The following is a 23,487-nucleotide window of genomic DNA, read 5'->3' on the forward strand; positions in this document are numbered from 1 at the left end:
GCCAACCCAAATCCCATGGCCGATTTCGGCGAAGACGCCGGTTACCGCAAGGGGCTCAAGGCCCGGCAGGTGCAGATGATCGGCATCGGCGGCGCGATCGGCTCCGGGCTCTTCCTGGGCGCGGGCGGCCGGCTGGCCAAGGGCGGGCCCGGGATGTTTCTGGTCTACGCCGTGTGCGGCGTTTTCGTGTTCCTGATTCTGCGAGCGCTGGGCGAGTTGGTCTTGCATCGCCCGTCGTCGGGCTCGTTCGTGTCGTATTCGCGGGAGTTCTTCGGCGAGAAGGCCGCCTACGCGATCGGCTGGATGTACTTCCTGGGCTGGTCGATGACGGCCATCGTCGACACCACCGCGATCGCCACCTACCTGCGGCGGTGGACGGCCTTCGAATCGATCCCGCAGTGGGTGCTGGCGCTGCTCGCGCTCATCGTCGTGCTGTCGATGAATCTGATCTCGGTGGAGTGGTTCGGTGAGCTGGAATTCTGGGCGGCGCTGGTCAAGGTGCTGGCGCTGGTCGCCTTCCTGGTGGTCGGGATCGTCTTTTTGGCAGGGCGGTATCGCATCGACGGCCACAGCACCGGGCTGGATCTGTGGACCGATCACGGCGGACTGTTTCCCTCCGGCGTACTGGCGGTCCTGCTGACCACCTCGGGCGTGGTATTCGCCTATGCCGCCATCGAATTGGTGGGCACGGCCGCCGGCGAGACCGCCGAGCCGGAGAAGGTCATGCCCCGCGCGATCAATTCGGTGATCGCGCGGATCGCGATCTTTTACGTCGGGTCGGTGGCGCTGCTGGCCATGCTGCTGCCCTACACGTCCTACAAGGCCACCGAAAGTCCTTTCGTCACTTTCTTTTCCAAGATCGGCTTCCACGGCGCCGGGGACGTGATGAACATCGTGGTGCTCACCGCCGCCCTCTCCAGCCTGAACGCGGGGCTGTATTCCACCGGCCGGATCATGCACTCGATGGCGTCCAGCGGCAGCGGTCCCCGGTTCGCGATCCGGATGTCCAAGAACGGGGTGCCCTTCGTCGGCATCGCGATGGCCGGCGCCATCTGCCTGCTCGGCATCGCCCTGAACGCCGTCAACCCCGGCGAGGCCTTCGAAATCGTGCTCAACATCGTGGCCCCGGGCATCATCGCGTGCTGGGCGACCATCGTCCTATGTCAGCTGCGCTTCTACCGGCTGGCGAAAGCCGGGCTCCTCGAACGGCCGCGGTTCCGGATGCCGGGGGCCCCGTATTCGGGTTATCTCACCCTGGCGTTCCTGGCCGGCGTCCTGGTCATGATGGCGTTCGACAAAGAAACCGGCACTTGGACCATCGCGACCGTGGTGTTCGTCATCCCGGCGCTGACCGCGGGATGGTTCCTGGTGCGCAACCGGGTGGCCGCCGTCGCGTCGCAGGGCGGGGCCAAGACCGGCTAGGACGTACCGAGGTCGCGGTTGTAGGCGCTGGTGGAGCGGCCCAGCGCGGCGACCTGATCATCCAGCTGGGGCAGCAGTTCGGCGGTGGATTTGTGCAGCGGCAGCTCGCCCACCGGACTGGACAGCACCGGCTTAACCCAACGGAACAGCGCCACCCAGCGCGGGCAGTAGACACGGGTGCGCCGACGCTCGATGCCCTTGACGAAAGCGGCCGCGCACCTGTCGACGGTCGTCGTCTTGTTCAGCGGCCACGGGAAGCTGGCCAGCAACTGGTTGAACGCCGGCAGGTCGGACTGGGTGTCGCGGACCAGCGCGGTGTTGATCCACGACATGTGCGCCGAGCCGACGGTGACGCCGTGGTGGGCCACCTCCAGCCGCAGCGCGTTGGCCAGCAGCTCGACGCCCGCCTTGGAGGCGTTGTACGGCGCCAGCCCCGGGCAGGCCGTGTAGGCGGCCAGCGACGAGACGATGAGCACGTAGCCGCGGCGCTCGATCAGGCTGGGCAGCGTGGCCCGCACGGTGTGGAAGACGCCGAGGACGTTGATGTCGAGCACCCGCTCGAAGGCATCGGGATCCACTTGCAGCACCGAGCCATAACTGGCGATGCCGGCGTTGGCCACCACCACGTCGATCCCGCCGAATCGCTCGACCGCGCGGGCGGCGGCGGCCTCCATCGCGGACAGGTCTCTCACGTCGGCGACGGCCGTCAGCACTCGTTCCTCGCCGAGTTCGGCGGCAAGCGCCTTGAGGTCCGGCTCGTTGAGATCGGTCAGCACGAGCCTGGCACCCTTTGCGCTCAGCCGACGGGCGGTCTCCGCCCCGATCCCCCGGGCACCGCCGGTGATGAAAACGACTTTGTCCTGCAGCGATGTCATGATCGCCAACGTACCTTGCCGGCACCTGAGCGCCGGGTGGTGCCACTCGTCGCCGAAACCGTTGGAAACGGTCCCCAGGCGTCGTCCGTGACCTCATCCAACATTTACTCAGCTCGCGCGGAGCCGCGTGGCACAGAAGCGTGCAATTGCAACAAAAGCTTTGCGGATCACCGCCACGACGAACTGACTATTCATCCACGATCCGGAAATTCCGACATCGCCGAAGCATTCGGGCATTGCGGCGAGTAATGGCGCACCACGAGAATGCCATCTTGGGTACGGCCCTGTTGAGTCAACATTTCCCGAGAGACCCTGCCAACAACTGTGTAATGCGGTGCCAATGCGGTAACAGAACCGGGGTTCCGGCGGCGGCCCATCCGTCTTGCAGGGGTCCCTTTGCCCTCGTCCGGAGCACCAATGGACGGGCGGGTGGATCACCACGACCCTGGGCCGATCCGCTAGATAACACCCGCGGGGACGAATATCGACCCGATGAACGCAAGACGTTGCAGAAGTAATTTCCGGGTTAGTTAATTGCCGATACCCGAACTGAGCGTTCGTACTACTCTACTTGGCTCGTACTGTGCGTGAGAGCGGTAGACGCGACCATAAGCTCCCGGCATGACAGGTTGCTGGAGGGCTGCTGGATGACAAAAGACAGTTCGGTCCCATCGCCACCCCACGATTCCACCGGCGCAGAGGAACATAACCAGCTCAGCTATGAGGAGTTGGAAAGCACCGCGCGTACCATTGCGTCCAACATGCAGCGCCGGGGTGCTCCGGGCGCACGGATCGCGGCCAGAGCCATCGGAATCCGCCGGAGCACGACCGAGGGCCGGTCGGGTTCGGCCACCGACTCCACTTCCCAAAGTGGAGCAACGCTGCCCCAAAAATCGATTCCACCAGACTATTCGGTGTGGAACTTCGTGACGCGCACCAGCCTGGGTGATGTTGAAACCTACCTCTGGCACCGCCAAGGCACCAATGAGTTCTGCTGGCGTCCAGTTGGAACACATTGGGGCGCAAAGAAAATGGCGACTGACGACCCCGAATAATGGACGATTTTCCATTGGTGGAACCGTATGGCCAAGGAGCTCTTCGACATCGACAGCATGCCGCGCGGCGGGCCGGACGCGTCGTGGCTGGATCGGCGGCTGCAAACGGATCGTCTGGAATACCTTGACCGCGAGGACGTCGACCGGCTGAAACGCAGGGTAGTCCGCTCTTTGGAGCGCAACGAACGAATTTTTGGCATCAATAAGAAGCTTGCGCGTATCGCTCTCGACGAGGTTGCTGACGTACCCAATCCCAAGATCCTCGAACTCGGCTCTGGCCACGGAGGGCTGTCGCGAGCGCTGCTTGACATGCATCCCACCGCCCACGTCACAGTCACCGACATCGAGCCGACGTCGGTGGCCGCGATCGCCGCCGGTGAGCTGGGCAAGCACCCCCGCGCGACCGTCCGCGAGATGGACGCCACCGCCATCGACGCGCCCGATGGGCACTACGACCTCGCGGTGTTCGCGCTATCCATCCACCATCTGCCGCCCACGCCGGCTTCTCGAGTATTCGCCGAAGGCACCCGCACCGCGCATAAGTTGCTGATCATCGACTTGCCGCGGCTGCCGCCGTCACTGCACCTCTTGGTGCTGGGGTGGATGTTGCCGTTCGTGATGTGGGTCCCGGCCGCGCACGACGGGTTCATCAGCTTGCTGCGAACTTACAGCCCGTCGGCACTGAGGATGCTTGCCCTCCACGCCGATCCGGCGATCACGGTCGAGCTCCGCGGCGGCACGTTCCAACGACAAATCGTGTGGGCCAGCCGATAGGAGCGCCTAAGCGTTCAAACGGGCGAACTGACCTTGCCGATACTGCTCGACGCACGTCGCCCGCCGAACCTTGCCACTTGTGGTGATCGGTATCGAACCAGGCGTTACCAGAACCAGATCCGCGACGCCGACGCCGTGCGAGTTGGAGACCGCCGAGGTGACTTCGCGCTCGACGATGGCGAGTTTGTCGACCCCGTCTCCATGGGACGCTGCCCGGTTCTTGACTTCGATGATGACGACAAGTTTTTCCGTGCCCCCATGCGGAACCGCGATCGCCGCGCACCTACCCCGGGTGATCTCCTGGACCGTCGCTTCGATGTCGTCGGGTGAGTGGTTACGCCCGTAGACGATCAACAGATCTTTGATGCGGCCGATGATGAACAGCTCGCCTTCGAAGAAGAATCCCGAGTCCCCGGTTCGCAGCCACGGCGCTTCCGGGGTGCCGGCCGACGGAGCGACAAGCCGATCGCCGAACGTGCGTTGGGTCTCTTGGGGCTTTTGCCAGTAGCCCATCGCGACGTTGTCGCCGTGTACCCAGATCTCACCGACGCTTCCCTGCGGGCACTCGATCCTGGTGTCGGGGTCAACGACACGAATCATCGGTGACCGTGGCACCCCGTAGCTGACCAGCGGTGTGCCGGTCGGGCTTTCGCCGCAGCGCTCCGCGGTGCCGGTGGTCAGCTTCTCGGATTCGAAGTGGACGATCTTGGGCGGTTGCGCGGGTGTGCGGGTCAACGCGTACACCGTTGCCTCCGCGAGGCCATAGCCTGGCCGTATCGCGCTGTCGGGCAGATTGAAGCGCGCAAACCGGTCGGTGAAGCGCCGCATCGTCGCGGGATGCACCCGTTCGCTACCGCTGAGGATGACCAGCACGTCGCCCAAGTCCAGTGCGGCCATGTCCTCGTCTGATGTCTTGCGTGCCGCCAGTTCGAAGGCGAAGTTCGGCGCCGCCGAAATCGCGTGAGTTTCCTTGGCCAGCAATTGCATCCACCGGGCCGGTCGCTGTAGGAACGAGACCGGACTCGTGAGCACGGTGCCAAATCCGCCCAGAATCGGTATGCACACTCCCAGTATCAGACCCATATCGTGGTAAAACGGCAGCCACGACACAATGGTCGTGTCCGGTGGAGCGACGCCTCCATACTCCACACAAAAGTCGGTTATCATCTGCCCAAAATTGGCCAGCAGGTTTCTGTGCGAGACCATGACCCCGGCCGGCTGGCGGGTCGACCCGGACGTGTATTGCAGATAGGCCAGATCCGGGTGATTCTCGTTCCCGGCGCCGGATCCTGCCCGGGCGTCCAGGTCAAGCAAGTCAACCTCCACGACCGATGGAACGCGTCCGCCAGATTCCGACTTGACGTACCCGGCAACGGTTCCCGCCGCAGCCGACGTCGTGAGAACGACGGTCGGCGCCGCGTCGCGCAGCACCGAACTGACGCGCTCATCGCTGACGCCACCTAGAGGAAGCGAAAGCGGAACCGCGATCTGCCCCGCCTGCAAAGCCCCGAGAAACCCCACGATGTAATCGAGCCCCTGCGGGGCCATGATCACAGCGCGGTCGCCCGTCGACCCGCACTGCTGCAGTTCCCGTGCGACGTTCAGCGTTCGCCGGTACAGCTGCGACCACGTCAGGCTTTCGGCAACTCCGTCCCAATCCTGCTCGTAATCAATAAAAGTGAACGCCGAGTCGTTGGGCTGCAAGCTGGCGCGTTCACACAGCAGATCCGAAATGGACGTCTCAACCATCATCACTCCATTCCGGTTCGGCCGGGGGTCCAAAAGGGTTTGGTGCGTATCTGGCGTCGGTCCCAGCCACGTTCGGTGATCAATATTTTGCGCAAGGCTTGTATGGTGCGGGCCTCGCCGGCGAGATAGGCGATGCCCGGATGGTCCGGCAGTGGGAGGCTACGCAGGGCGTCGGCGAGCACGGCAGAGTTCGCGGCCGAGGCGTCGCCGCGCTCGACCGTGGTCAAGGGTCGGGCCAGGGGAAGGCGGTCGGCATCCGTCGCGGCCTCGATCACTCCGTACACCTCGGCCGTTGGGGGCATGGATCGAAGCATCGCGGCGAACGCCACCGACGCGGTTTCTTCGCCCGCGAACACGTGGTAGGGCGCGTCGTGGCGGATGACGAGATTGCCCTGGGGCCGGGTGACGTGGGCGTGATCTCCGATCGACGTGGCCGTCGCCCACCGTCCGGCGGGTGTCGCGGCCTTCGGGTCACCGTCGTGGTCGAACATCACGATGTCGAGTGTGCCGAGGTCGGGATCGGCGTCGTAGATGGAATAGGTGCGCAGCACCGGGTATGCGTGCAACCTTGACCAGGATTCACGCAGGCTCTCGACCTTCAGGCGCACCTGCTGACCTGGCGTCCAGGTCAGCCCCTGCAGTCGCGGGCCACGAAACCGGATGCGGCGCATTCTTGGTGTCAGCGTTTCGATCTCGCTCACAGTCGCCGAGAGGAACACCGCGTCGCGCAGCGTGTTGATGAGCGGTAAAGCGCCGGTGAGTGTGGCCATGGGTGCCCGTCTACTCAGTAGTTGTTGCAGGTGTTGAAGACCCGCAAGACAAGGCCGAACTGCTGGTCATTTCCTGGCTGGCTCGCCAGCATCTGGGCCATCCGCTGGCGTTGGCCCGTTGGCGAGGCGAGGAACTGACGCAAAAAGGAGACGCTCTCCGGCGAAGAGTTGAATGTTGCGGCGGCTTGGGGGTCTGCCGCGTTCAGCGCCGATTCCACCTGGTCGAAGTTGCAGGTTGTATTGACAAACGGGCTCAGATCCCGATCGGCGGACGCGAGCCCGGCCCCGGCGGTCAAAGACCCGGCGGTCAAGGACAGGGCGAGGCCGCAAGCCCCGGCAGCCAATCTAGTCAACGATAGCGGCGTCATTTTCGGATACCTCCTGAAGGGGTGTGAACTCGAGGTGTAATTCCTTGAGGCGCCTGAACAGCAGGGTGCTGTCCCATTTGAGCCGACGAGCGCCCGCCGGGCCGTGCTTTGCCTCGGAAAGCCGAATGTCGGCCATCCGGTTGAGGATTCGTTCCAAGCTCACCCGCACTTCGGCGCGTGCGATCGGGGCGCCCGGACACGTGTGTATGCCACGTCCGAATGCCATGTGATGCAGTATGTTCGGGCGACCGAGGCGGAATTCGTTGGGCTCGTCGAACCGTCGTGGATCGCGGTTCGCCGCGCCGTTCATGACAAGTATGCTGGCGCCGGCTTGCACATCGAGGTCGCCGATCTTGGTGCTGCGGCGCGCCATGCGGAAATTCGATTTGATCGGGCTTTCGATGCGCAGCATCTCCTCGATGAAGGCGGGAATCTGTGAATTATCCTCGCGCAGTTGCTGTTGCAAGTCCGGTCGCTCCGCAAGCGTCAGCATCGAGAGACTCAGCAGGTCGATCGTCGTGCCGTGGCCGGCGGCATACATGAAGGTGGCGACGCGGGCGACGTCAATCGCCTCGGGCGTCGTGCCGTCGGGAAACTTCGCCAGCGCGAGTTCGGTGAGGATGTCGTCGCGCGGATTGCGCCGCCGTTCCTCGATGTACTCGACGAACCACTCCTCTTTCACGCCAACGAAACCACTCCGGTCGCCTTCGAGCCTGCTGGCTATGGCGGCGCGGCGGAAACGCTCACGATCGTCCTCGGGCACGTCCAACAGGTCGGTGATCGCGTCGAGCGTGAACGGGAAGTTGTAGTCGACGACGATCTCGCACTTGCCATTCGCGATGAAGCGGTCGATCTGCTCGTCGGCAAGACGCCACAGGAAGTCCTCGTTGTTCTTGAGCTGCTTAGGCGTGAACAACCGGCTCAACAGCGAGCGATGTGCGGTGTGATGCGGAGGATCGAACGTGATGAAGTAGTCGCCGAACGTAACCTTCTTGCGGTGCCGCTCAATCACATCCGAGATGTCATCGCTGTCGGTCTTGGTCGGTATCCCCGACCATGGTCCGCTGACGATGTTGCATACCGACAAGTCCTGTTTGGTGTCGCGTTGCACCGCGAGGGCCTCGTCGTATCCCGACACCATCACCACGCCGTGCGCCGGCTCACGCCACACCGGGCAACGACGGATCGCGTCGTAGTAGTCGTAGGGGTCGTCGACGAGCGACTTCTCGGTGAAGAAGTCGAGGTTCTCGACGGACTTTCGCGGGGTCATGTAGTCAGATGTCATGATTCAATCCCTTTCAGCCTCGAGCGGCGTCGGCGGGCGCGAGCTTTCCGAAGAGCAGTTCCGCCAAACCGCGAATGGTGCCAATGGTCGCGATGTCGGCGGGTGTCACGCGGATGCCCGTTTCGGTCTGGATGCGGGTGAGTAGTTCGAGGCCGCCCAGCGAGTCGAGGCCGTACTCGGACAGCGGGCGGTCGGGATCGATGTTGCGGCGCAGGATCAGGCTGACCTGGTCGGAGATCAGGCGCCGCAGCCGGGTAGGCCACTCCTCCAGCGCCAGCTCGTCGAGCTCGGCACGTAGTTTGCTTGTGCCCGTTGAGCTTTGCCCGTTGGAGCGGAACGCTTCGGCGAAGGGACTGCGCTGCGCGAAAGCGGTCAACCACGGCGCACCCGTTATCGGCGCGTACCCGGTGCAGGCGCGGTCGTGGCGCAGTAGTGCCTCGAATGCATACGCGCCTTCGTCGGGTGCGATGGCAACGCCTGCGCCGTCGGCCAGGGCGGTGCCGCGTCCTATCTGCGCCCAGGCACCCCACGCGATCGCGGTGGCCGGCAGGCCCTGAGCGCGGCGCCAGCGGGTGAACGCGTCCAGCCAACTGTTGGCCGCGGCATAGGCGCCCTGCCCGGGCGACCCCACCAGCGCGGCGGCCGAGGAGAACGAGCAGAACCAGTCCAACGGCTGCTCCGCGGTGGCTTCTTGCAGGGCTCCGTGCAGATTCCAAGCCCCGTAAACTTTTGGCGCCCAGTCATGCTCGATGAGCTCGTCGGTGATATTGGCCAATGTGGCGTCCTCGATGACCGCCGCCAGATGCAGCACGCCGCGCACCCGAAGCCCGGTGGCGGTCGCCGTCGCCACCAACCGCTGGGCCGTACCGTCCTCGGCTATGTCGCCGCACTCCACCACGACGTCGGCACCGGTGTCCCGGATGCGCTCGATCATCTCCTGCGCCTTGGGAGTTGGTTGCGAGCGCGAGGACAACACGATACGCCCGCAGCCGGTCCCGAAACCGGGCGAAGCCATCTTCTCGGCCAAGAACAGCCCCAGGCCTCCCAGCCCGCCGGTGATGATGTAGGCGCCGTCGTTGCGGAAGACTCCGACCTGTGCCGGCGGCACCATCACGCGGCTGCGGCCGGTGTGCGGGACATCGAGCACGAGTTTGCCGGTGTGCTGGGCGCCGCTCATCACGCGGATCGCGGTGGCGGCGTCGGCAAGCGGATAGTGCGTGCTTTCCGGCATCGGCAACGAGCCGTCCGCGGTGAGTTGGTACACCGTGTTCAGCAAGTCTCGCAGCCTGTCCGGGTGGCTGAACGACATCAACGCCAGGTCGAGGGCATAGAACGTCAGGTTGCGCCGGAACGGGAAGAGCGCCAAGCGGGTGTCGCCGTAGATGTCGCGCTTTCCGATCTCGACGAATCGTCCACCGAACGCCAGCAATTCGACCCCCGCGCGCTGGGCGGCGCCGGTGACCGAGTTGAGCACGATGTCGACGCCATAGCCGTCGGTGTCGCGGCGTATCAGGTCGGCGAACTCCACGCTTCGCGAGTCGTAGACGTGCTCAATGCCCATGTCGCGCAATAATTGCCGACGTTGCTCGCTGCCCGCGGTGGCGAAGATCTCGGCTCCTGCGGCCCGCGCGATGGCGATTGCCGCCTGTCCGACCCCACCGGTCGCGGAGTGGATCAGCACCCGGTCACCGGCCCCGATTCGGGCCAGCTCATGCAGGCCGTAATAGGCGGTGGCGTGTGCGGTCGTCACCGCCGCCGCCTGGTCGTCGGCTAGGCCGGCCGGCAGCGTGACGGCCAGGCGGGCGTCGCAGGTGAGAAACGTACCCCAACAACCGTTGGCGCTCAGCCCCCCGACATGATCGCCCACCTTGTGGTCGGTCACGTCTGGTCCGACCGCGGTAACCACCCCGGCGAAGTCGGTGCCCAGCTCAGGCAGGCGCCCCTCGAAGGCGGGGTAGCGGCCGAACGCGACGAGCACGTCGGCGAAGTTGATGCTGGACGCGCTGACCGCGACCTCGATCTGTCCCGGCCCGGGTGGAATGCGGTCGCAGGCAACGAGTTCGAGCGACTCCAGATCGCCGGGCGTACGGATCTGCAGACGCATCCCGTCGCACTCGTGGTCGGCGACCGCGGTCTGCCGCTCCTCGGGAAGCAGCGGAGCGGGGCACAGCCGGGCGTTGTACCACGCACCATTTCGCCAGGCGGTCTCGTCCTCCTCCGATCCGGTGAGCAGTTGCCGGGCCAGCTGTTCGGCGTCGGTCGATTCGTCCATATCGATCTGGCTGGCCCCAAGATGCGGGTGTTCCATGCCGATTACCCGGACCAGGCCCCGCAGCCCGGCCTGCTCGAGATTGGGCACGTCGTTGGACACCACGGTTTGGGCGTTGCGGGTCACGAGATACATGCGCGGCGATTCACCGGGGAGGTCCGCCAACTCGCGGGCAATGCGCACCAGATGTTGCACGTAGTCGCGGCCCAGGAGCGCACAGTGTTCGCCGGCGTCGCCGTTTTTCGGTCCGGTGAGGATCACCACGCCGGTGAAGCCACCGCCGCGCAAATGATTTCCAAGCTGTTCCACGTTTGAGACGTGGTCGGCCTGCTGCGGCCAGGACATCGTGGTGCATTGCACGCCAACGTTTTTCAGGGCATCGGCCAATGCGCTCGCCAGCGTGGCCGCGCTGGTGGTGGTGCCGATCAGCAGCCAGCTTCCGGCGTCGACGTGGTCGGGCTCGGGCAATTCTCGTTGCCGCCATTCGACGTTCAACAGCCGCTCGGCCAGCACACGATCTTTGTTGCCACTCTCGGATGCGCTGGCGCCCACTCGCAGCCCCTGGACGGTCAGCAGGACCGCCCCGTGCTCGTCGAGCACATCGATGTCCGCCTCGACCCCAGAGGTATCCGCTTTGGTCACCCGCGTGTAGCAGTAGTGGACGTTGCGGGCGGCGCTGTAGGAGCGGAGTCGACGGATGCCCAACACCAACCCCAACGCACCTTCGCCCAGGGCCTGGACGTCGGGATGGGCTTCGACCGACTGGAAACAGGCATCCAGAAGTGCGGGGTGCACGCCGTAAGCGGCTTGCTGCGAGCGGATTTGGCGCGGTAGCGCCACCTCGGCCAGTACGGTCGCCTCCTCGGCGGTGTGGACGGTGCCCAGACCGGCGAACGCGGGACCGTACTGCACACCACGTTGGTCCATACGCTTGCGCACCTCGTCGCCGTCGTCGCAATTCGCATGCGCGGCGAGTAGCGCGGGCACGTCGTACACAGGTGGCTGTTCGTCCTCTGCGGCACGAAGGACTGCGGCAGCATGCCGCGCCTGTTCGCCGCCCTGGTTCGATTCCACGGTGAAGTCGGCAACGCCCGGCGACGACAACGACGCCGAGGCGCCGATCGTGGTCTGTTCATCCAACAGCAGCGCCTGCTCGAAGCGGATGTCACGCACCTCGGCAGTCTCGCCCAGCACAGTACTGGCGGCCGCTAACGCCATCTCGCAGTACGCGGCTCCCGGAAGCACGACCACATTGCGGATCTGGTGGTCGGCGAGCCAGGACTGGGCGGCGGTGCCGATTTCGGCCTGCCACAAGTGGCGCTCGGGTTCCTCCTGCAAGTGCACGTGCGAGCCCAGCAGTGGATGTACCGAAACGGTGCAACCGCCATGCGTCGGGGATTCCTGACCGCCGCCGCTCAACCAGAGCCGGCGGTGCGTCCAGGTCGGCAACGGCGCGTCCACCAGCCGCCCACTTGGGTAGAGCACGGAGAAATCCACCGCGGCGCCCGCGCTGTGCAGATCCGCCACAAAACCACGCAGCCCGTGCGGGAGCGCCTGTTCGCGGCGCATACCGGCCAGAGCGGCCATCGGCATCTCGCGGCTGCGCGCGGTCTGCTCGAGAGCGCGGATGAGTAGCGGGTGTGGCGCGAGCTCGGCAAAGACCCGGTAGCCGTCCTCCAAAGCGGCCTGCACGGCCGTAGCGAACCGCACCATGCGGCGCATGTTGTTCGCCCAGTAGCGCGCGTCGCACACCGGCTGCTCGCGGGGATCGAACAGGGTCGCCGAGTAGAAGGGGACTTCCGGTGTCATCGGGCTGATCTCGGCGAGTGTCTCTGTCAGCTCGTCCATGATCGGATCGACTTGAGGCGAATGAAAGGCGACGTCGGTGGGGACCTCGCGGGCCATCACGTCACGCTGCTCCCAGGCCGCGACCAGGTCGCGAACCGTTTGCGCGGCACCGGCAATCACCGTGGACTGCGGCGAGGCCACCACCGCCACCACGACGTCGTTGATGCCACGCGCTGTCAGCTCCGAAAGTACCTGCTGCGCCGGCAATTCCACCGATGCTGTGGCACCGGTACCGGCGACGCGGAACATCAGCCGCGAGCGGCGGCAGATCACACGCAGCCCGTCTTCGAGCGAGAGTGCACCCGCGACGACAGCAGCGGCGGCCTCGCCGAGGGAGTGCCCGATGACCGCGCCCGGGCGGACCCCGTAGGACCCCATGGTGGCCGCCAGCGCGACCTGCATGGTGAACAGCGTCGGCTGGATCCGGTCTTGACCGGTCACGATCTGCGGCGCCGATATCGCCTCGGTCACTGAAAACCCGGACTCGTGGGCGATCACCGGCTCGGCCTGCGCGACGGTGGCGGCGAACACCGGTTCGGTCGCCAGCAGGTCTGCGCCCATCGCGGCCCATTGCGAACCCTGCCCGGAGAACACCCATACCGGTCCGCGGTCGTCCTGCCCGACCGCGGCCGGATACGGAGTATCGCCGTCGGCAACCTCGCGCAACGCCTTCGCGAGCTCCGGTAAGTTGCGGGCAATGACCGCGGTGCGTACCGGGCGGTGCGCACGCCGGCGCGCCAGGGTATAGGCGAGATCGGGCAACGCCAGATCGTCGTGGGCTCGCACCCAGTCGGCAAGCCGGCCGGCGGTGCGGCGCAGTTGGTCGGCAGAGGTGGACGACAGCGGGAACAGCAGCGGCGCCGTCGTCGTCGGTTCGGCTGAGATCGGTTCGGGCACAACAGTAGCGGGGTCCTGTGCGGGCGCCTGTTCCACGATGGCGTGCACGTTGGTTCCCGAAAGCCCATACGACGAGACCGCCGCCCGCCGTGGGTGGTGCCCGTTGCTGACCCACGGTGTAGTCTCTTGCGGCACAAAGAGTTTCGTATCGATCTTGGCGAGGTCATCGGGTAGCCGGGTGAAATGCAGATTCCGGGGAACCACGCCGTGCTGCAGCGCGAGGATCGCCTTCATCATCCCGAGCGCGCCGGACGCCGCCTGCGCATGGCCGAAGTTGGTTTTCACCGACGCCAGCGCGCACGGGCCGTCGATGCCGTAGACGTTGGCCAGGCTGGCATATTCGATCGGGTCACCCACCGGGGTGCCCGGGCCGTGCGCCTCGACCATGCCGACCGTTCGGGCGTCCACACCGGCGGCGGCCAAAGCCGCCTGATACACGGCGGTCTGCGCGGTCTTCGACGGTGTCGCGATGTTCACGGTATGACCGTCCTGGTTGGCGGCCGTCCCGCGCACCACCGCCAGAATCCGATCGCCGTCTCGCAGCGCGTCGGACAGCCGCTTGAGTAGCAGCATGACGCTGCCCTCGCCACCCACGAACCCGTCGGCCGCGACGTCAAAGGCGTGGCAGCGCCCGGTCGGCGACAGCATGCCCTCGGCGGATCCCGCGGAGAATTTCCGCGGGTCCAACGCCAGCGTGACGCCGCCGGCCAGGGCAAGGTCGCTCTCGCCCTCGTGCAGGCTGCGGCACGCGAGGTGTATCGCGGTCAGCCCGGAAGAACATGCCGTGTCCACCGTCAAGGCGGGACCGTGGACCCCCAGGGCATAGGCGATGCGCCCGGACGCCAGGCTGAAGTTGCTGCCGGAAAATCCGTACGCCCCCTCCACGGAGTGCGCATCGGCGGCCAGCAACTGGTAGTCGCCATGCGTCAATCCCATGAACACACCGGTCCGCGAGTCGGCGATCCGCTCTCGGGTAAGACCGGCGTGTTCCATTGCCTCCCAAGAGGTCTCCAGCAGCAGCCGATGTTGCGGATCCATCGCGGTCGCTTCCCGCTCGTTGATTCCGAAGAACTCGGGATCGAAGCCGGCGACGTCGTCGATGAATGCGCCCCACCGGGATACCGACCGACCCGGCACACCCGGCTCGGGATCGTAGTATTCGTCGGCGTCCCAGCGGTCGGGCGGAATTTCGGTAACCAAGTCGTCACCGCGCAACAGCGCCTCCCACAACTGCTCCGGGGAGTCGATGGCTCCGGGTAGCCGGCAAGCCATGCCGATCACGGCAACGGGAGTGACGGGTGCGGTGCCGATCGGGATTCGGGTATCGGTCGAACGCGAGCGCTGCATTACGTCGTCGTCGAACAAATTGATACTCACCAGTCCTCCAAATTTCGCACGGCACGAGCGAACAGTTGGGTGCGCTAGGCACTAGTTATCTCTGACCAGGGCCTTAGACGGTCCCGACCGATTCCATGGTCCCGAGCGTTATGGGTTTCAATCCTGTTGTCCGGCTTATGAAGCCAGGTAGAGTAGTCCAGTCGCGTACATGGGGTGGTGGGAACCGGTAAACAGAGTGTGGCGGCAGCGGTAGCGCGAGGGAAATGCCAATCGAATGGGCCCGCTAAAGCGGATAACATTCTGCAACAGCGTTTTTCGTCGAGACGGCGGCTCTTAGAGGGATGCGGCCTCGCGGGTAACTCGTGACGTTGTCAGTATGCCCCAATGCGGGCCAGACGCCTCCTGGCCGTACCGGCGGTTGCAGACGAACCGACTGCACTACCTCGACCGCGACGATGCCGACGATCTGAAGCGCCGCGCCAACCACGCACTTGACCGCAGGCAACCGATTGCTTCAGCGCAACGCCGCCTTTAAGCTTCCAGCGAAAGTTTGAGTTGTTGGCCATACATGATGAGGGATTCGGTACTCAGCATCTCCTGATGCGCACACTCTATCGAATAGGCGTTAATGTTGCCGGCAACATATGGTCGCCAACTCTGCATAGGACACGAGCTCCGATCGCCCTCATCCCGCACAGCAGCGAATATATCTACATCGCCGTCGTAAACACCAGGTTCGTGGGCTCGTGCCAACGCGAGATTAGTATCGTCATTTCGAACAATCAAATCGAGTAACGGCTTGTATCGAGGAAATTCGACAATTCCGCGTTCGCGAAGTAACTCGTCTACCCGTTCGTAGGTAAGCGGCTCATGCTGATCGGGAATATCTATACGACAGAACCGCAGCACATCTCCTAGTGCCGTCTCGACTAAAGTATCGTTATTCGGGATGGCGCTGCCTGGGTCCATGAGTAAAGCGTCGAGAAGGATGAGGTGCGCGATCGAGCATCCGCGTCGCTGCAGCTCTATGGCAACTTCATGGGCGACAACGCCTCCAAAAGACCAGCCGAGAAGGTTGTAGGGCCCGGTAGGATCAACCCCTTGGATCCGGTCAGCATAGTTTTTGGCCATATCGCGGATTGACGCAGGCTCGGGCGTGCCATTTCGCGGAATCTGTTGAATTCCAACGATTGGGCAGTCCAGGTAATTGCTAAGAGTGTAGTACGGCCAGACCACCCCACCCAGGGGATGGATGCAGAACAGCGGAGCACCGGTGCCCTGCTTGAGGAACTCAACAGGGACTACTTCCACCTCGCTGGCGTCCCGACCCAACTGCTCGCTTAAGCTTCTGACGGACGGGGCGTGGAATAACGTGCGCACCGCAAGGTTTACATCCAAGGACATGTTGATCGTGACGATCAGGCGCATCGCCAACAGTGAATTCCCACCCAAATCGAAGAATGAGTCATCGACTCCGACCCGCTCGAGCCCAAGTACCTGGGCGTAGATAGCGGCCAAGGTCTCCTCGGTCGGATTAGACGGCGCCCGGTAACGATCGGGGTCCTGGTACTGCGGCGCGGGCAAAGCCCGCCTGTCCAATTTGCCGCTGGTGGTCAGTGGCAGCGCCTCCAAAACCACGACCGCCGCCGGCACCATATAACCCGGTAACCGGTCGGCCACAAAACGGCGCAACTCAGCACCACGTTCGATCGCCGCCGGGTCATTGACATACGCAGCCAACGAACCCATTGCAGCGGCGGGCAGGTACAGATCCGACAAAACCGGCGGCCGATCCTGATCAGCCGGTTGGGCGGTGCGCGTATAGATCACGTCCATCAGGCCCGCGACCGGCGACCAGGTCACCGCCGTGGCATAGCCCAGTCGCTGGCCCAACACATGACATTCCTGCGGCAACACCGCGTCCGGCATCACTAAACCGGCGCGCAGCGCGCTGACCGCCACCCGATCTCCGGCTCGCGCCAGCGCCTCCGACAGTGCCACCTCGGCCCATATGCCGGCATGCGGCAGCCCGGTGATGCGCAACTCCGGCAGATTTTGTGAACGCAGATAGCCCTCCAGAGCGTCCAAGCTGACGAACCGCTGCCACGGCTGGGATGGCAGATCGGCCAGCGAGCGCACCGGTATCGGCGCCTTCCGCAACACCACTTCATAGCGGTAACCGCTGAGCTCGTTGACCGTGCCCACTGCCTTGAGCTGCATGTCCACCGCCGCGATTTCGGGGAGTTGCTGGCCCAATTCGGCGAAAAACTCCGGCGCCAACAACAGTTCCCGCTCGGCCAGCATCCCCCGGCGCACCCGCGCACGCGCCACCGCCGCCGGCTCATCGGTGAGGTCAGTGCAAACCATCCGGGTGACGAACGCCGGCAACAACGACAGGCTGCGCACATCGCCGATAAACACCGCCCCGCCCGGCGCCAACAACCCCATCGCGGTTTCCAGCACATCCAGCAAATACCCTGCGCTGGGGAAATATTGGATCACCGAGTTGAGCACCACCACGTCGAAATGGCCCTGCGGCAACCCCTCGCCTACATCGGCGGGCTGGACCCGCAGCTGCACTCGGTCACTCCACGGCTGCGGGGCCACCGCCGCCCACAGCCTCCGAATCGTGGACGCGGAGAGGTCGGTACCCCAGTACTCGACACAGTCCGGGGCGATCTGCGACAACAGAAGCCCCGAGCCCACGCCGATCTCCAATACCCGTCGCGGATTCAGGGCCCGGATCCGCTCCACCGCGGCCGCCCGCCACTCCCGCATCTGCTCCACCGGAATCGGCTCCCCGGTATAGCGGCTGTTCCAGCCCCCGAAATCTTCCCCTAATTCCGTCGGCGCGCCTTCGTCGAAGGCCTCTCCCGAATACAGGCCCTCCCACACGTCGTGCCACTGCTCGACGACTTGGGATTCGCGCTCGGGTTCGCGGACCAGCGTCATTTGCTGATCCATCACCACATAGCCCACCAACTGCTTGTCGCTGACCCCCTCGCCCGCATCCGCGGTCGAGCCGGACGAACGGGTGACGACGGCCGCCTGCCCCACCCGTGGATGGCTCGCCAACACCGCTTCGATCTCACCAAGCTCGATGCGGTAGCCGCGGATCTTGACCTGTTCATCGGCGCGGCCCAGGTACTGCAGCTGCCCATCAGCGGCCCACTTCACCAGGTCCCCGGTGCGATACATCCGCGCCCCGGACTCGGCGAACGGGCAGGCCACAAACCGCGACGCGGTCAACCCGGCCCGCCGCCAATACCCAACGCCCACCCCGGTGCCGGCCACATACAACTCCCCAACCACCCCGGCCGGCACTGGTCGCAGCCACTGATCGAGCACAAAGAAGGCCGCCCCGGGCACGGGTGCACCGATCGGCACCTCATCCGCCCCCGGCGCCAGCGGCGCACTCAAGGCCACCCACATGGTGGTCTCAGTCGGGCCGTATTCGTTGATCATCACCCGCCCCGGTGCCCACCGCTGCACCAACTCGGCCGGACACGCCTCACCGCCGACGAGCAGGGTCACCGACTCCAGCCCCTGCGGCGCCAAGGTGCCGGCCGCCGAGGGGGTTTGGCATAAAACAGTGACCTGCTCGGTGATCAGCAGGGAGTGGAAGTCATCGGGTGAGGCCGCCACCGATTCGGGCACCACCACCAGGCGCCCACCATGCAGCAAGGCGGCATAGATCTCCCAACCCGAGATATCGAAGCTATAGGAGTGCCACTGCGACCACACCTGCGCCGGCCCAGCCAAATCCGGATCCAAAGACCCCATCAGCTCGGTCACGTTGTAATGAGTGATGGCAACACCTTTGGGCACACCGGTAGTACCCGAGGTGTAAATCACGTAAGCAATATCGTCGGGCGCCGGCATAGGTGGTGCTGTGCTGGGCTGGGCATCGATAGCGGGATCATTGACATCAATGACCGGCACCTCATGCCCGTCCAACCGCCCGGCCAACCCCGAAGTGGTGATCGCAGCAATCGGTGCGGCATCGTCGAGCACGAGCTGGATCCGCGCGTCGGGATGCGCGGGGTCGATCGGCAGATAGGCCGCCCCGGTCTTGAGCACCGCCAACATGGACACGATCGCCTCGGCGCAACGGGAAAACAGCAGCGCCACAGTCTGTCCCGGCCTCGCTCCCTGCCGGGCCAAAAGGTGCGCCAACCGATTCGCGGACTCCTCCAGGTCTCGATAGGTCCACGACCGCTCCCCGCAGGTGATCGCCACCGCCCCCGCGGAGCGCGCCACTTGCGCGGTGAACACTGCCGGAATCGACGCTGGCGTGCTCGCCGATTGGGTCAACACCGCCCGGTTACCGATCTTGTCGAGCTGGGCCTGCTCATCGGCATCGAGCAGATCCACCGACGAAAGCCGCCGTGTGGGGTCAGCGGTCATCGCCATCAGCACCCGCTCCAACCGCGCGATCAGCGCCTCGATGCTGGCCGCGTCGAACACGTCGGTGCGGAACTCGACCGCCCCGCCGATCCCGACGGGCTCACCGGCCTCGGTGAAGCGTTCGGCCAGGCTGACCAGCAGATCCATGCGAGCCGTGTGGGTGTCCGCTGCCAGCGGGCTAACCTGCACGTCATTCACGCCCAGCCCGGTCGATGAGGCGTTGTCTAGACCGGCGATGTTCTGCCAGGCCAACACCACCTGCACCACTGGGTGATGGGTCAGGGAACGGGTCGGGTTGAGCCGCTCCACCAACACTTCGAAGGGCACGTCCTGGTGCTCGTAGGCGGCCAGGCTGCGCGCTCGCACCTGAACCAGCAGCTCGGCGACCGTGGGATCACCGGCCACCTGCACCCGCAACACCAGGGTGTTGACGAAAAACCCCACTAACTCATCCAGCACAGGGTCGGTCCGCCCGGCGATCGGGAAACCCACCGCCACATCAGGATTCGCGCTGAGCTTGGCCAGCAGCACCGCCAGGGCTGCCTGGATCACCATGAAGCTGGTGGCGTTGTGCTCGCGGGCCACCCGCGCGACTTGTTGCTGTAGCTCCGCGGACCACTCCACGGCCACGCTGGCGCCGCGGTAATCGGCTACCGGCGGATAGGGCCGGTCAGTGGGCAAGTTCAGACGCTCGGGCAGCCCGGCCAGCGCCTGCTCCCAATAGGCCAGCTGCGCGGCGATGCGACTGTCGGCGTCGGCCACCTCACCCAGCTGTGCACGCTGCCACAACGTGTAATCCACATATTGCACCGGCAACGGCGCCCACCCCGGGACCTGCCCCACACACCGGCTGGCATAAGCAACCCCCAAATCACTTACCAGCGGTGCCATCGACGAGCCATCGCCAGCGATATGGTGCACCACGGCAACCAGCACATGCTCGTCCTCGGCAATACGCAAAAGCTGTGCCCGCAAGGGGATCTCGGTAGCCAGATCGAAACTGTGACGCACTACCGCGCCGACGGACTCCTGCAGTCGGGATGCCGACCAGCCCTCGGCATCCACAACCTGCCAGCCGAAATCGGCTCGCTCGGCCGGGATCACCAGCTGCTGGGGTATCCCCTCGACCGCCGGGAACACGGTGCGCAGGGTTTCCTGGCGGGCCACCACATCACGCAACGCCGCCCCCAACGCCTCGGCATCCAGGCGCCCACTTAGCCGCAACGCCAGCGGCATGTTGTAAATTGGTGAGGGCCCCTGCAATTGTTCCAGGAACCACAACCGCTGCTGGGCAAACGACAACGGCACCACCGCGGGCCGCTGATGAGCCATCAACGGCTCCAGCCCACCCGAACCCTCACCGATTCGTGGCGCCAACTGGGCCACCGTGGCTGCGTCGAAGAGGGTGCGCACCGCGAGGTTTGCATGCAGGGACTTGTTGATTGCGGCGACTAGGCGCATTGCTGATAGCGAGTCTCCACCCAAATCGAAGAAGGAGTCGTCGACTCCGACCCGCTCGAGCCCAAGTATTTGGGCGTAGGCGCCGGCCAGAATCTCCTCGACCGCGTTGGCAGGGGCTCTGTACTGATCGGCGTCCTGGTATTCGGGTGCCGGCAGGGCGCGGGTGTCGAGTTTGCCGTTGACTGTCAACGGCAACTTCTGTATCGCCACGATGGCGGCGGGGACCATGTAGGCGGGTAGCCGCTCGGCCAGTCGGGTGCGGATCTCGGCCGGGTCGGCGGTGCCGGTGATGTAGCCGACCAGCCGTTTGTCGCCGGGGCGGTCCTCGCGAGCAATCACCGCCGCCTGCTGGACGCCATCCAGTGCGGCCAGGGCGGCGCGGATTTCGCCGAGTTCGATGCGATAGCCACGGATCTTGACCTGCTCATCGGCGCGGCCCAGGTACTGCAGCTGCCCATCGGGGCCCCACTTGACCAGGTCGCCGGTGCGATACATCCGGTGGCCCGGCGCTCCCGCCCCGGCGAACGGGCAGGCGACAAATCGCGACGCGGTCAGCCCGGCGCGGCGCACATAGCCGACCCCGACCCCGGTGCCGGCCACATACAACTCCCCGACCACTCCTGCGGGCACTGGTTGCAGCCACTTGTCCAGAACGAATAACGCCGCACCGGGAATCGGAGAGCCAATCGGGGGTGCCCCCGACCCGGCCGTCAACGGCGCAGTCCTGGACGCGCACACCGTGGTCTCGGTCGGGCCATAGGCATTGACCATCGCCCGACCCGGGGCCCACCGGGCCACCACCTCGGCGGGGCAAGCTTCACCGGCCACCAGCAATGCCACCGACTCCAGCCCCTCCGCCGACAGCGCCATCACCGCCGAGGGGGTCTGGCTCAAGACGCTGACCTGTTCAGCGATCAGCAAGGCGTGCAGGTCTTCCGGTGAGGCCGCGACGGATTCGGGCACCACCACCAACCGCCCGCTACACAGAAGCGCACCCCAGATCTCTTCAACCGAGGCGTCGAAGGCCAGCGAATGCAACTGCGCCCACACCTGTTTCGGTATCACCCAGGTGTCCAGTGACTTGAGCAACCGGGTGACGTTGTGGTGGGTGATGGCCACGCCTTTGGGCACCCCGGTAGTGCCCGACGTGTAAATCACGTAAGCAATATCGCCGGGATCCGGTGCCGGAAGTGCTGTGCCGGGCTGGGCTCCAACAGCGGGATCGTTGACATCGATGACCGCCACCTCATGCCCGTCCAACCGCGCGCACAGCTCGGCCGTGGTGATCGCGGCGATCGGTGCGGCATCGGCGAGCATGAACCCGATACGGGTTGCTGGGTGGGCGGGGTCGATCGGCAGGTAGGCCGCCCCGGTCTTGAGGATGGCCACCATCGCCACGATCGCCTCGGCGCTGCGGGAAAACAGCAGCGCCACAGTCTGTCCCGGGCCCGCCCCGCGGCCGGCCAGCAAGTGGGCCAACCGATTCGAGGCCTCGTCGAGTTCCCGGTAGGTCATCGAGCGGCCGCCGCAGGTCACCGCCACCGCGGCCGGTGTCTCGCCCACCCGTTCAGCGAACAGCGCCGGAATCGACTGCGGCGTACTTACTGGCGCGGTCAAAACTGCTTTATTGCCAAGCTCTTCGAGGTGGGCGTGTTCGGTGTCGTCGAGCATGTCGACCGAGGACAACAACCGGGATGGGTCGGCGGTGACCGCAACCAACACCCGCTGCAACCGCTCGATCAACGCCTCGATGCTGGCCGCGTCGAACACGTCGGTGCGGAATTCCACCGAGCCACCGATCCCGGCGGGCTCACCGGCCTGGCTCCAGCGTTCGCCCAGGGTAAACGTCAGGTCCATCCGGGCGACCTGGGTGTCCGCCGATAGCGGGGTGACCTGTAGGTCACCCAAGGCGAGTTCGGCGGGGGTGCCGTCGTCGCGGGCGAAGTTCTGCCAGGCCAACACCACCTGCACCAGCGGGTGATGGGCTAGGCTGCGGGTCGGGTTGAGCCGCTCCACGAGTACCTCAAAGGGCACGTCCTGGTGCTCGTAGGCGGCCAGGCTGCGCGCGCGCACCTGAGCGAGTAGCTCAGCGACCGTGGGATCCCCGGTCAAGTCGACCCGCAGCACCAAGGTGTTGACGAAAAAGCCGACTAAACCATCGAGGGCGGGATCATCACGTCCGGCGATCGCGAACCCGACCGCCACATCGCTGCTAGCGCTGAGCTTGGCCAACAACACCGCCAGGGCGGCCTGGATCACCATGAAACTCGTCGTGTTGTGCTCGCGGGCCACCCGGCGAATCTGCTGCTGCAGCTCGGCCGGCCAGTCCACGATCACGCTGGCTCCACGGTAATCGGCCACCGGCGGGTAGGGCCGATCGGTAGGCAACACCAACCGCTCGGGCAGCCCGGCCAGCTCGTGTTCCCAATACGCCAACTGCCCAGCGATGCGGCTATCGGCATCGGCCACCTCACCGAGCTGGGCGCGCTGCCACAGCGTGTAATCGGCGTACTGCACCGGCAACGGCGCCCACCCCGGGGCGTGCCCCGCACAGCGGCTGGCGTAGGCCACCCCCAGATCGGCCACCAGCGGGGACATCGACACCCCGTCGGCGGCGATATGGTGCATCACCGCCACCAGCACATGCTCGTCCTCCGCCACACGGAAAAGCCTTGCCCGCAACGGAATCTCACTGGTCAGGTCAAACGGGTCGCGCGCTGCCGCCTCGATCAGCTCACCCAGCCGAGCCTCCGGCCAGTCACTGGCATCCACGATGTCCCAGCCGAAGTCGGCCCGCTCGGGGGGCAACACCAGCTGCTGGGGCATCCCGTCGGGGGCGACAAACAGAGTGCGCAGGCTTTCTTGGCGGGCCACCACGTCGGCCAGCGCCGACCCCAACGCCTCGGCATCCAAACGCCCGCTGAGCCGCAACGCCGCGACCATGTTGTAAATCGGTGAGGGCCCGAGCA

At 65.3% G+C, this 23,487-nt stretch carries 10 protein-coding genes and 1 pseudogene; 4 read left to right on the plus strand and 7 right to left on the minus strand.

Annotated features, from left to right (window positions below):
* The first annotated feature begins 15 nt into the window (after positions 1–15).
* Entirely contained in the window at positions 16–1,422 is a 1,407-nt protein-coding gene (locus ACYQ8K_RS25715; RefSeq protein ID WP_459973501.1) for an amino acid permease, read from the plus strand.
* Here ACYQ8K_RS25715 and ACYQ8K_RS25720 read toward each other — a convergent pair.
* Positions 1,419–2,297 carry an SDR family oxidoreductase gene (locus ACYQ8K_RS25720; protein ID WP_459973503.1) on the minus strand — a complete coding sequence of 293 codons (879 nt, stop codon included), beginning with the start codon at positions 2,295–2,297 and terminating at the stop codon, positions 1,419–1,421. The two genes, ACYQ8K_RS25715 and ACYQ8K_RS25720, sit on opposite strands and share 4 nt — an antisense overlap.
* A gap of 647 nt (positions 2,298–2,944) precedes the next feature.
* On the opposite strand from ACYQ8K_RS25720, the gene ACYQ8K_RS25725 reads away from it, so the two are divergent.
* Together ACYQ8K_RS25725 and ACYQ8K_RS25730 are read left to right on the plus strand one after the other, a co-directional pair.
* A complete protein-coding gene (locus ACYQ8K_RS25725) occupies positions 2,945–3,352 on the plus strand; it encodes a hypothetical protein (RefSeq protein ID WP_459973505.1) in 408 nt (135 codons plus the stop codon).
* 27 nt (positions 3,353–3,379) lie between these two features.
* Positions 3,380–4,126, plus strand: coding sequence for a class I SAM-dependent methyltransferase (locus ACYQ8K_RS25730; protein WP_459973507.1), 747 nt, complete (start codon positions 3,380–3,382; stop codon positions 4,124–4,126).
* 6 nt (positions 4,127–4,132) lie between these two features.
* Here the strand turns inward: ACYQ8K_RS25730 and ACYQ8K_RS25735 are convergent, their stop codons facing one another.
* From ACYQ8K_RS25735 to pks2, 5 genes are read right to left on the minus strand one after another with little or no spacing between them, the layout of a single operon-like run.
* Positions 4,133–5,875, minus strand: coding sequence for an AMP-binding protein (locus ACYQ8K_RS25735; RefSeq protein ID WP_459973509.1), 1,743 nt, complete (start codon positions 5,873–5,875; stop codon positions 4,133–4,135).
* Between the two features lie 2 nt (positions 5,876–5,877).
* Entirely contained in the window at positions 5,878–6,645 is a 768-nt protein-coding gene (locus ACYQ8K_RS25740) for a siderophore-interacting protein (RefSeq protein ID WP_459973511.1), read from the minus strand.
* 14 nt (positions 6,646–6,659) lie between these two features.
* Positions 6,660–7,013 carry a hemophore-related protein gene (locus ACYQ8K_RS25745; protein ID WP_459973513.1) on the minus strand — a complete coding sequence of 118 codons (354 nt, stop codon included), beginning with the start codon at positions 7,011–7,013 and terminating at the stop codon, positions 6,660–6,662.
* Positions 6,991–8,298 (minus strand): cytochrome P450, encoded by a 1,308-nt coding sequence (locus ACYQ8K_RS25750; protein ID WP_459973514.1) that lies wholly within the window; start codon positions 8,296–8,298, stop codon positions 6,991–6,993. Before ACYQ8K_RS25750 ends, ACYQ8K_RS25745 begins: the two co-directional genes overlap by 23 nt.
* Positions 8,299–8,311: 13 nt before the next feature.
* Positions 8,312–14,659 carry a sulfolipid-1 biosynthesis phthioceranic/hydroxyphthioceranic acid synthase gene (pks2, locus tag ACYQ8K_RS25755; protein WP_459973518.1) on the minus strand — a complete coding sequence of 2,116 codons (6,348 nt, stop codon included), beginning with the start codon at positions 14,657–14,659 and terminating at the stop codon, positions 8,312–8,314.
* A 367-nt stretch (positions 14,660–15,026) separates the two neighbouring features.
* Here pks2 and ACYQ8K_RS25760 point away from each other — a divergent pair.
* Positions 15,027–15,149, plus strand: a pseudogene (locus ACYQ8K_RS25760) (SAM-dependent methyltransferase); the annotation flags it as partial.
* 32 nt (positions 15,150–15,181) lie between these two features.
* Here ACYQ8K_RS25760 and ACYQ8K_RS25765 read toward each other — a convergent pair.
* Positions 15,182–23,487 (minus strand): amino acid adenylation domain-containing protein (locus ACYQ8K_RS25765; RefSeq protein WP_459973516.1); only part of this gene is annotated, 8,306 nt, incomplete at its 5' end.

This window comes from Mycobacterium sp. MUNTM1 (assembly GCF_054660795.1).

Bases quoted from the DNA above. Each gene is read 5' to 3' on its own strand.
- ACYQ8K_RS25715 (WP_459973501.1), top strand. From the start codon at position 16: ATGGCCGATTTCGGCGAAGACGCCGGTTACCGCAAGGGGCTCAAGGCC.
- ACYQ8K_RS25720 (WP_459973503.1), bottom strand. From the start codon at position 2,297: ATGACATCGCTGCAGGACAAAGTCGTTTTCATCACCGGCGGTGCCCGG.
- ACYQ8K_RS25725 (WP_459973505.1), top strand. From the start codon at position 2,945: ATGACAAAAGACAGTTCGGTCCCATCGCCACCCCACGATTCCACCGGC.
- ACYQ8K_RS25730 (WP_459973507.1), top strand. From the start codon at position 3,380: ATGGCCAAGGAGCTCTTCGACATCGACAGCATGCCGCGCGGCGGGCCG.
- ACYQ8K_RS25735 (WP_459973509.1), bottom strand. From the start codon at position 5,875: ATGGTTGAGACGTCCATTTCGGATCTGCTGTGTGAACGCGCCAGCTTG.
- ACYQ8K_RS25740 (WP_459973511.1), bottom strand. From the start codon at position 6,645: ATGGCCACACTCACCGGCGCTTTACCGCTCATCAACACGCTGCGCGAC.
- ACYQ8K_RS25745 (WP_459973513.1), bottom strand. From the start codon at position 7,013: ATGACGCCGCTATCGTTGACTAGATTGGCTGCCGGGGCTTGCGGCCTC.
- ACYQ8K_RS25750 (WP_459973514.1), bottom strand. From the start codon at position 8,298: ATGACATCTGACTACATGACCCCGCGAAAGTCCGTCGAGAACCTCGAC.
- pks2 (WP_459973518.1), bottom strand. From the start codon at position 14,659: ATGCAGCGCTCGCGTTCGACCGATACCCGAATCCCGATCGGCACCGCA.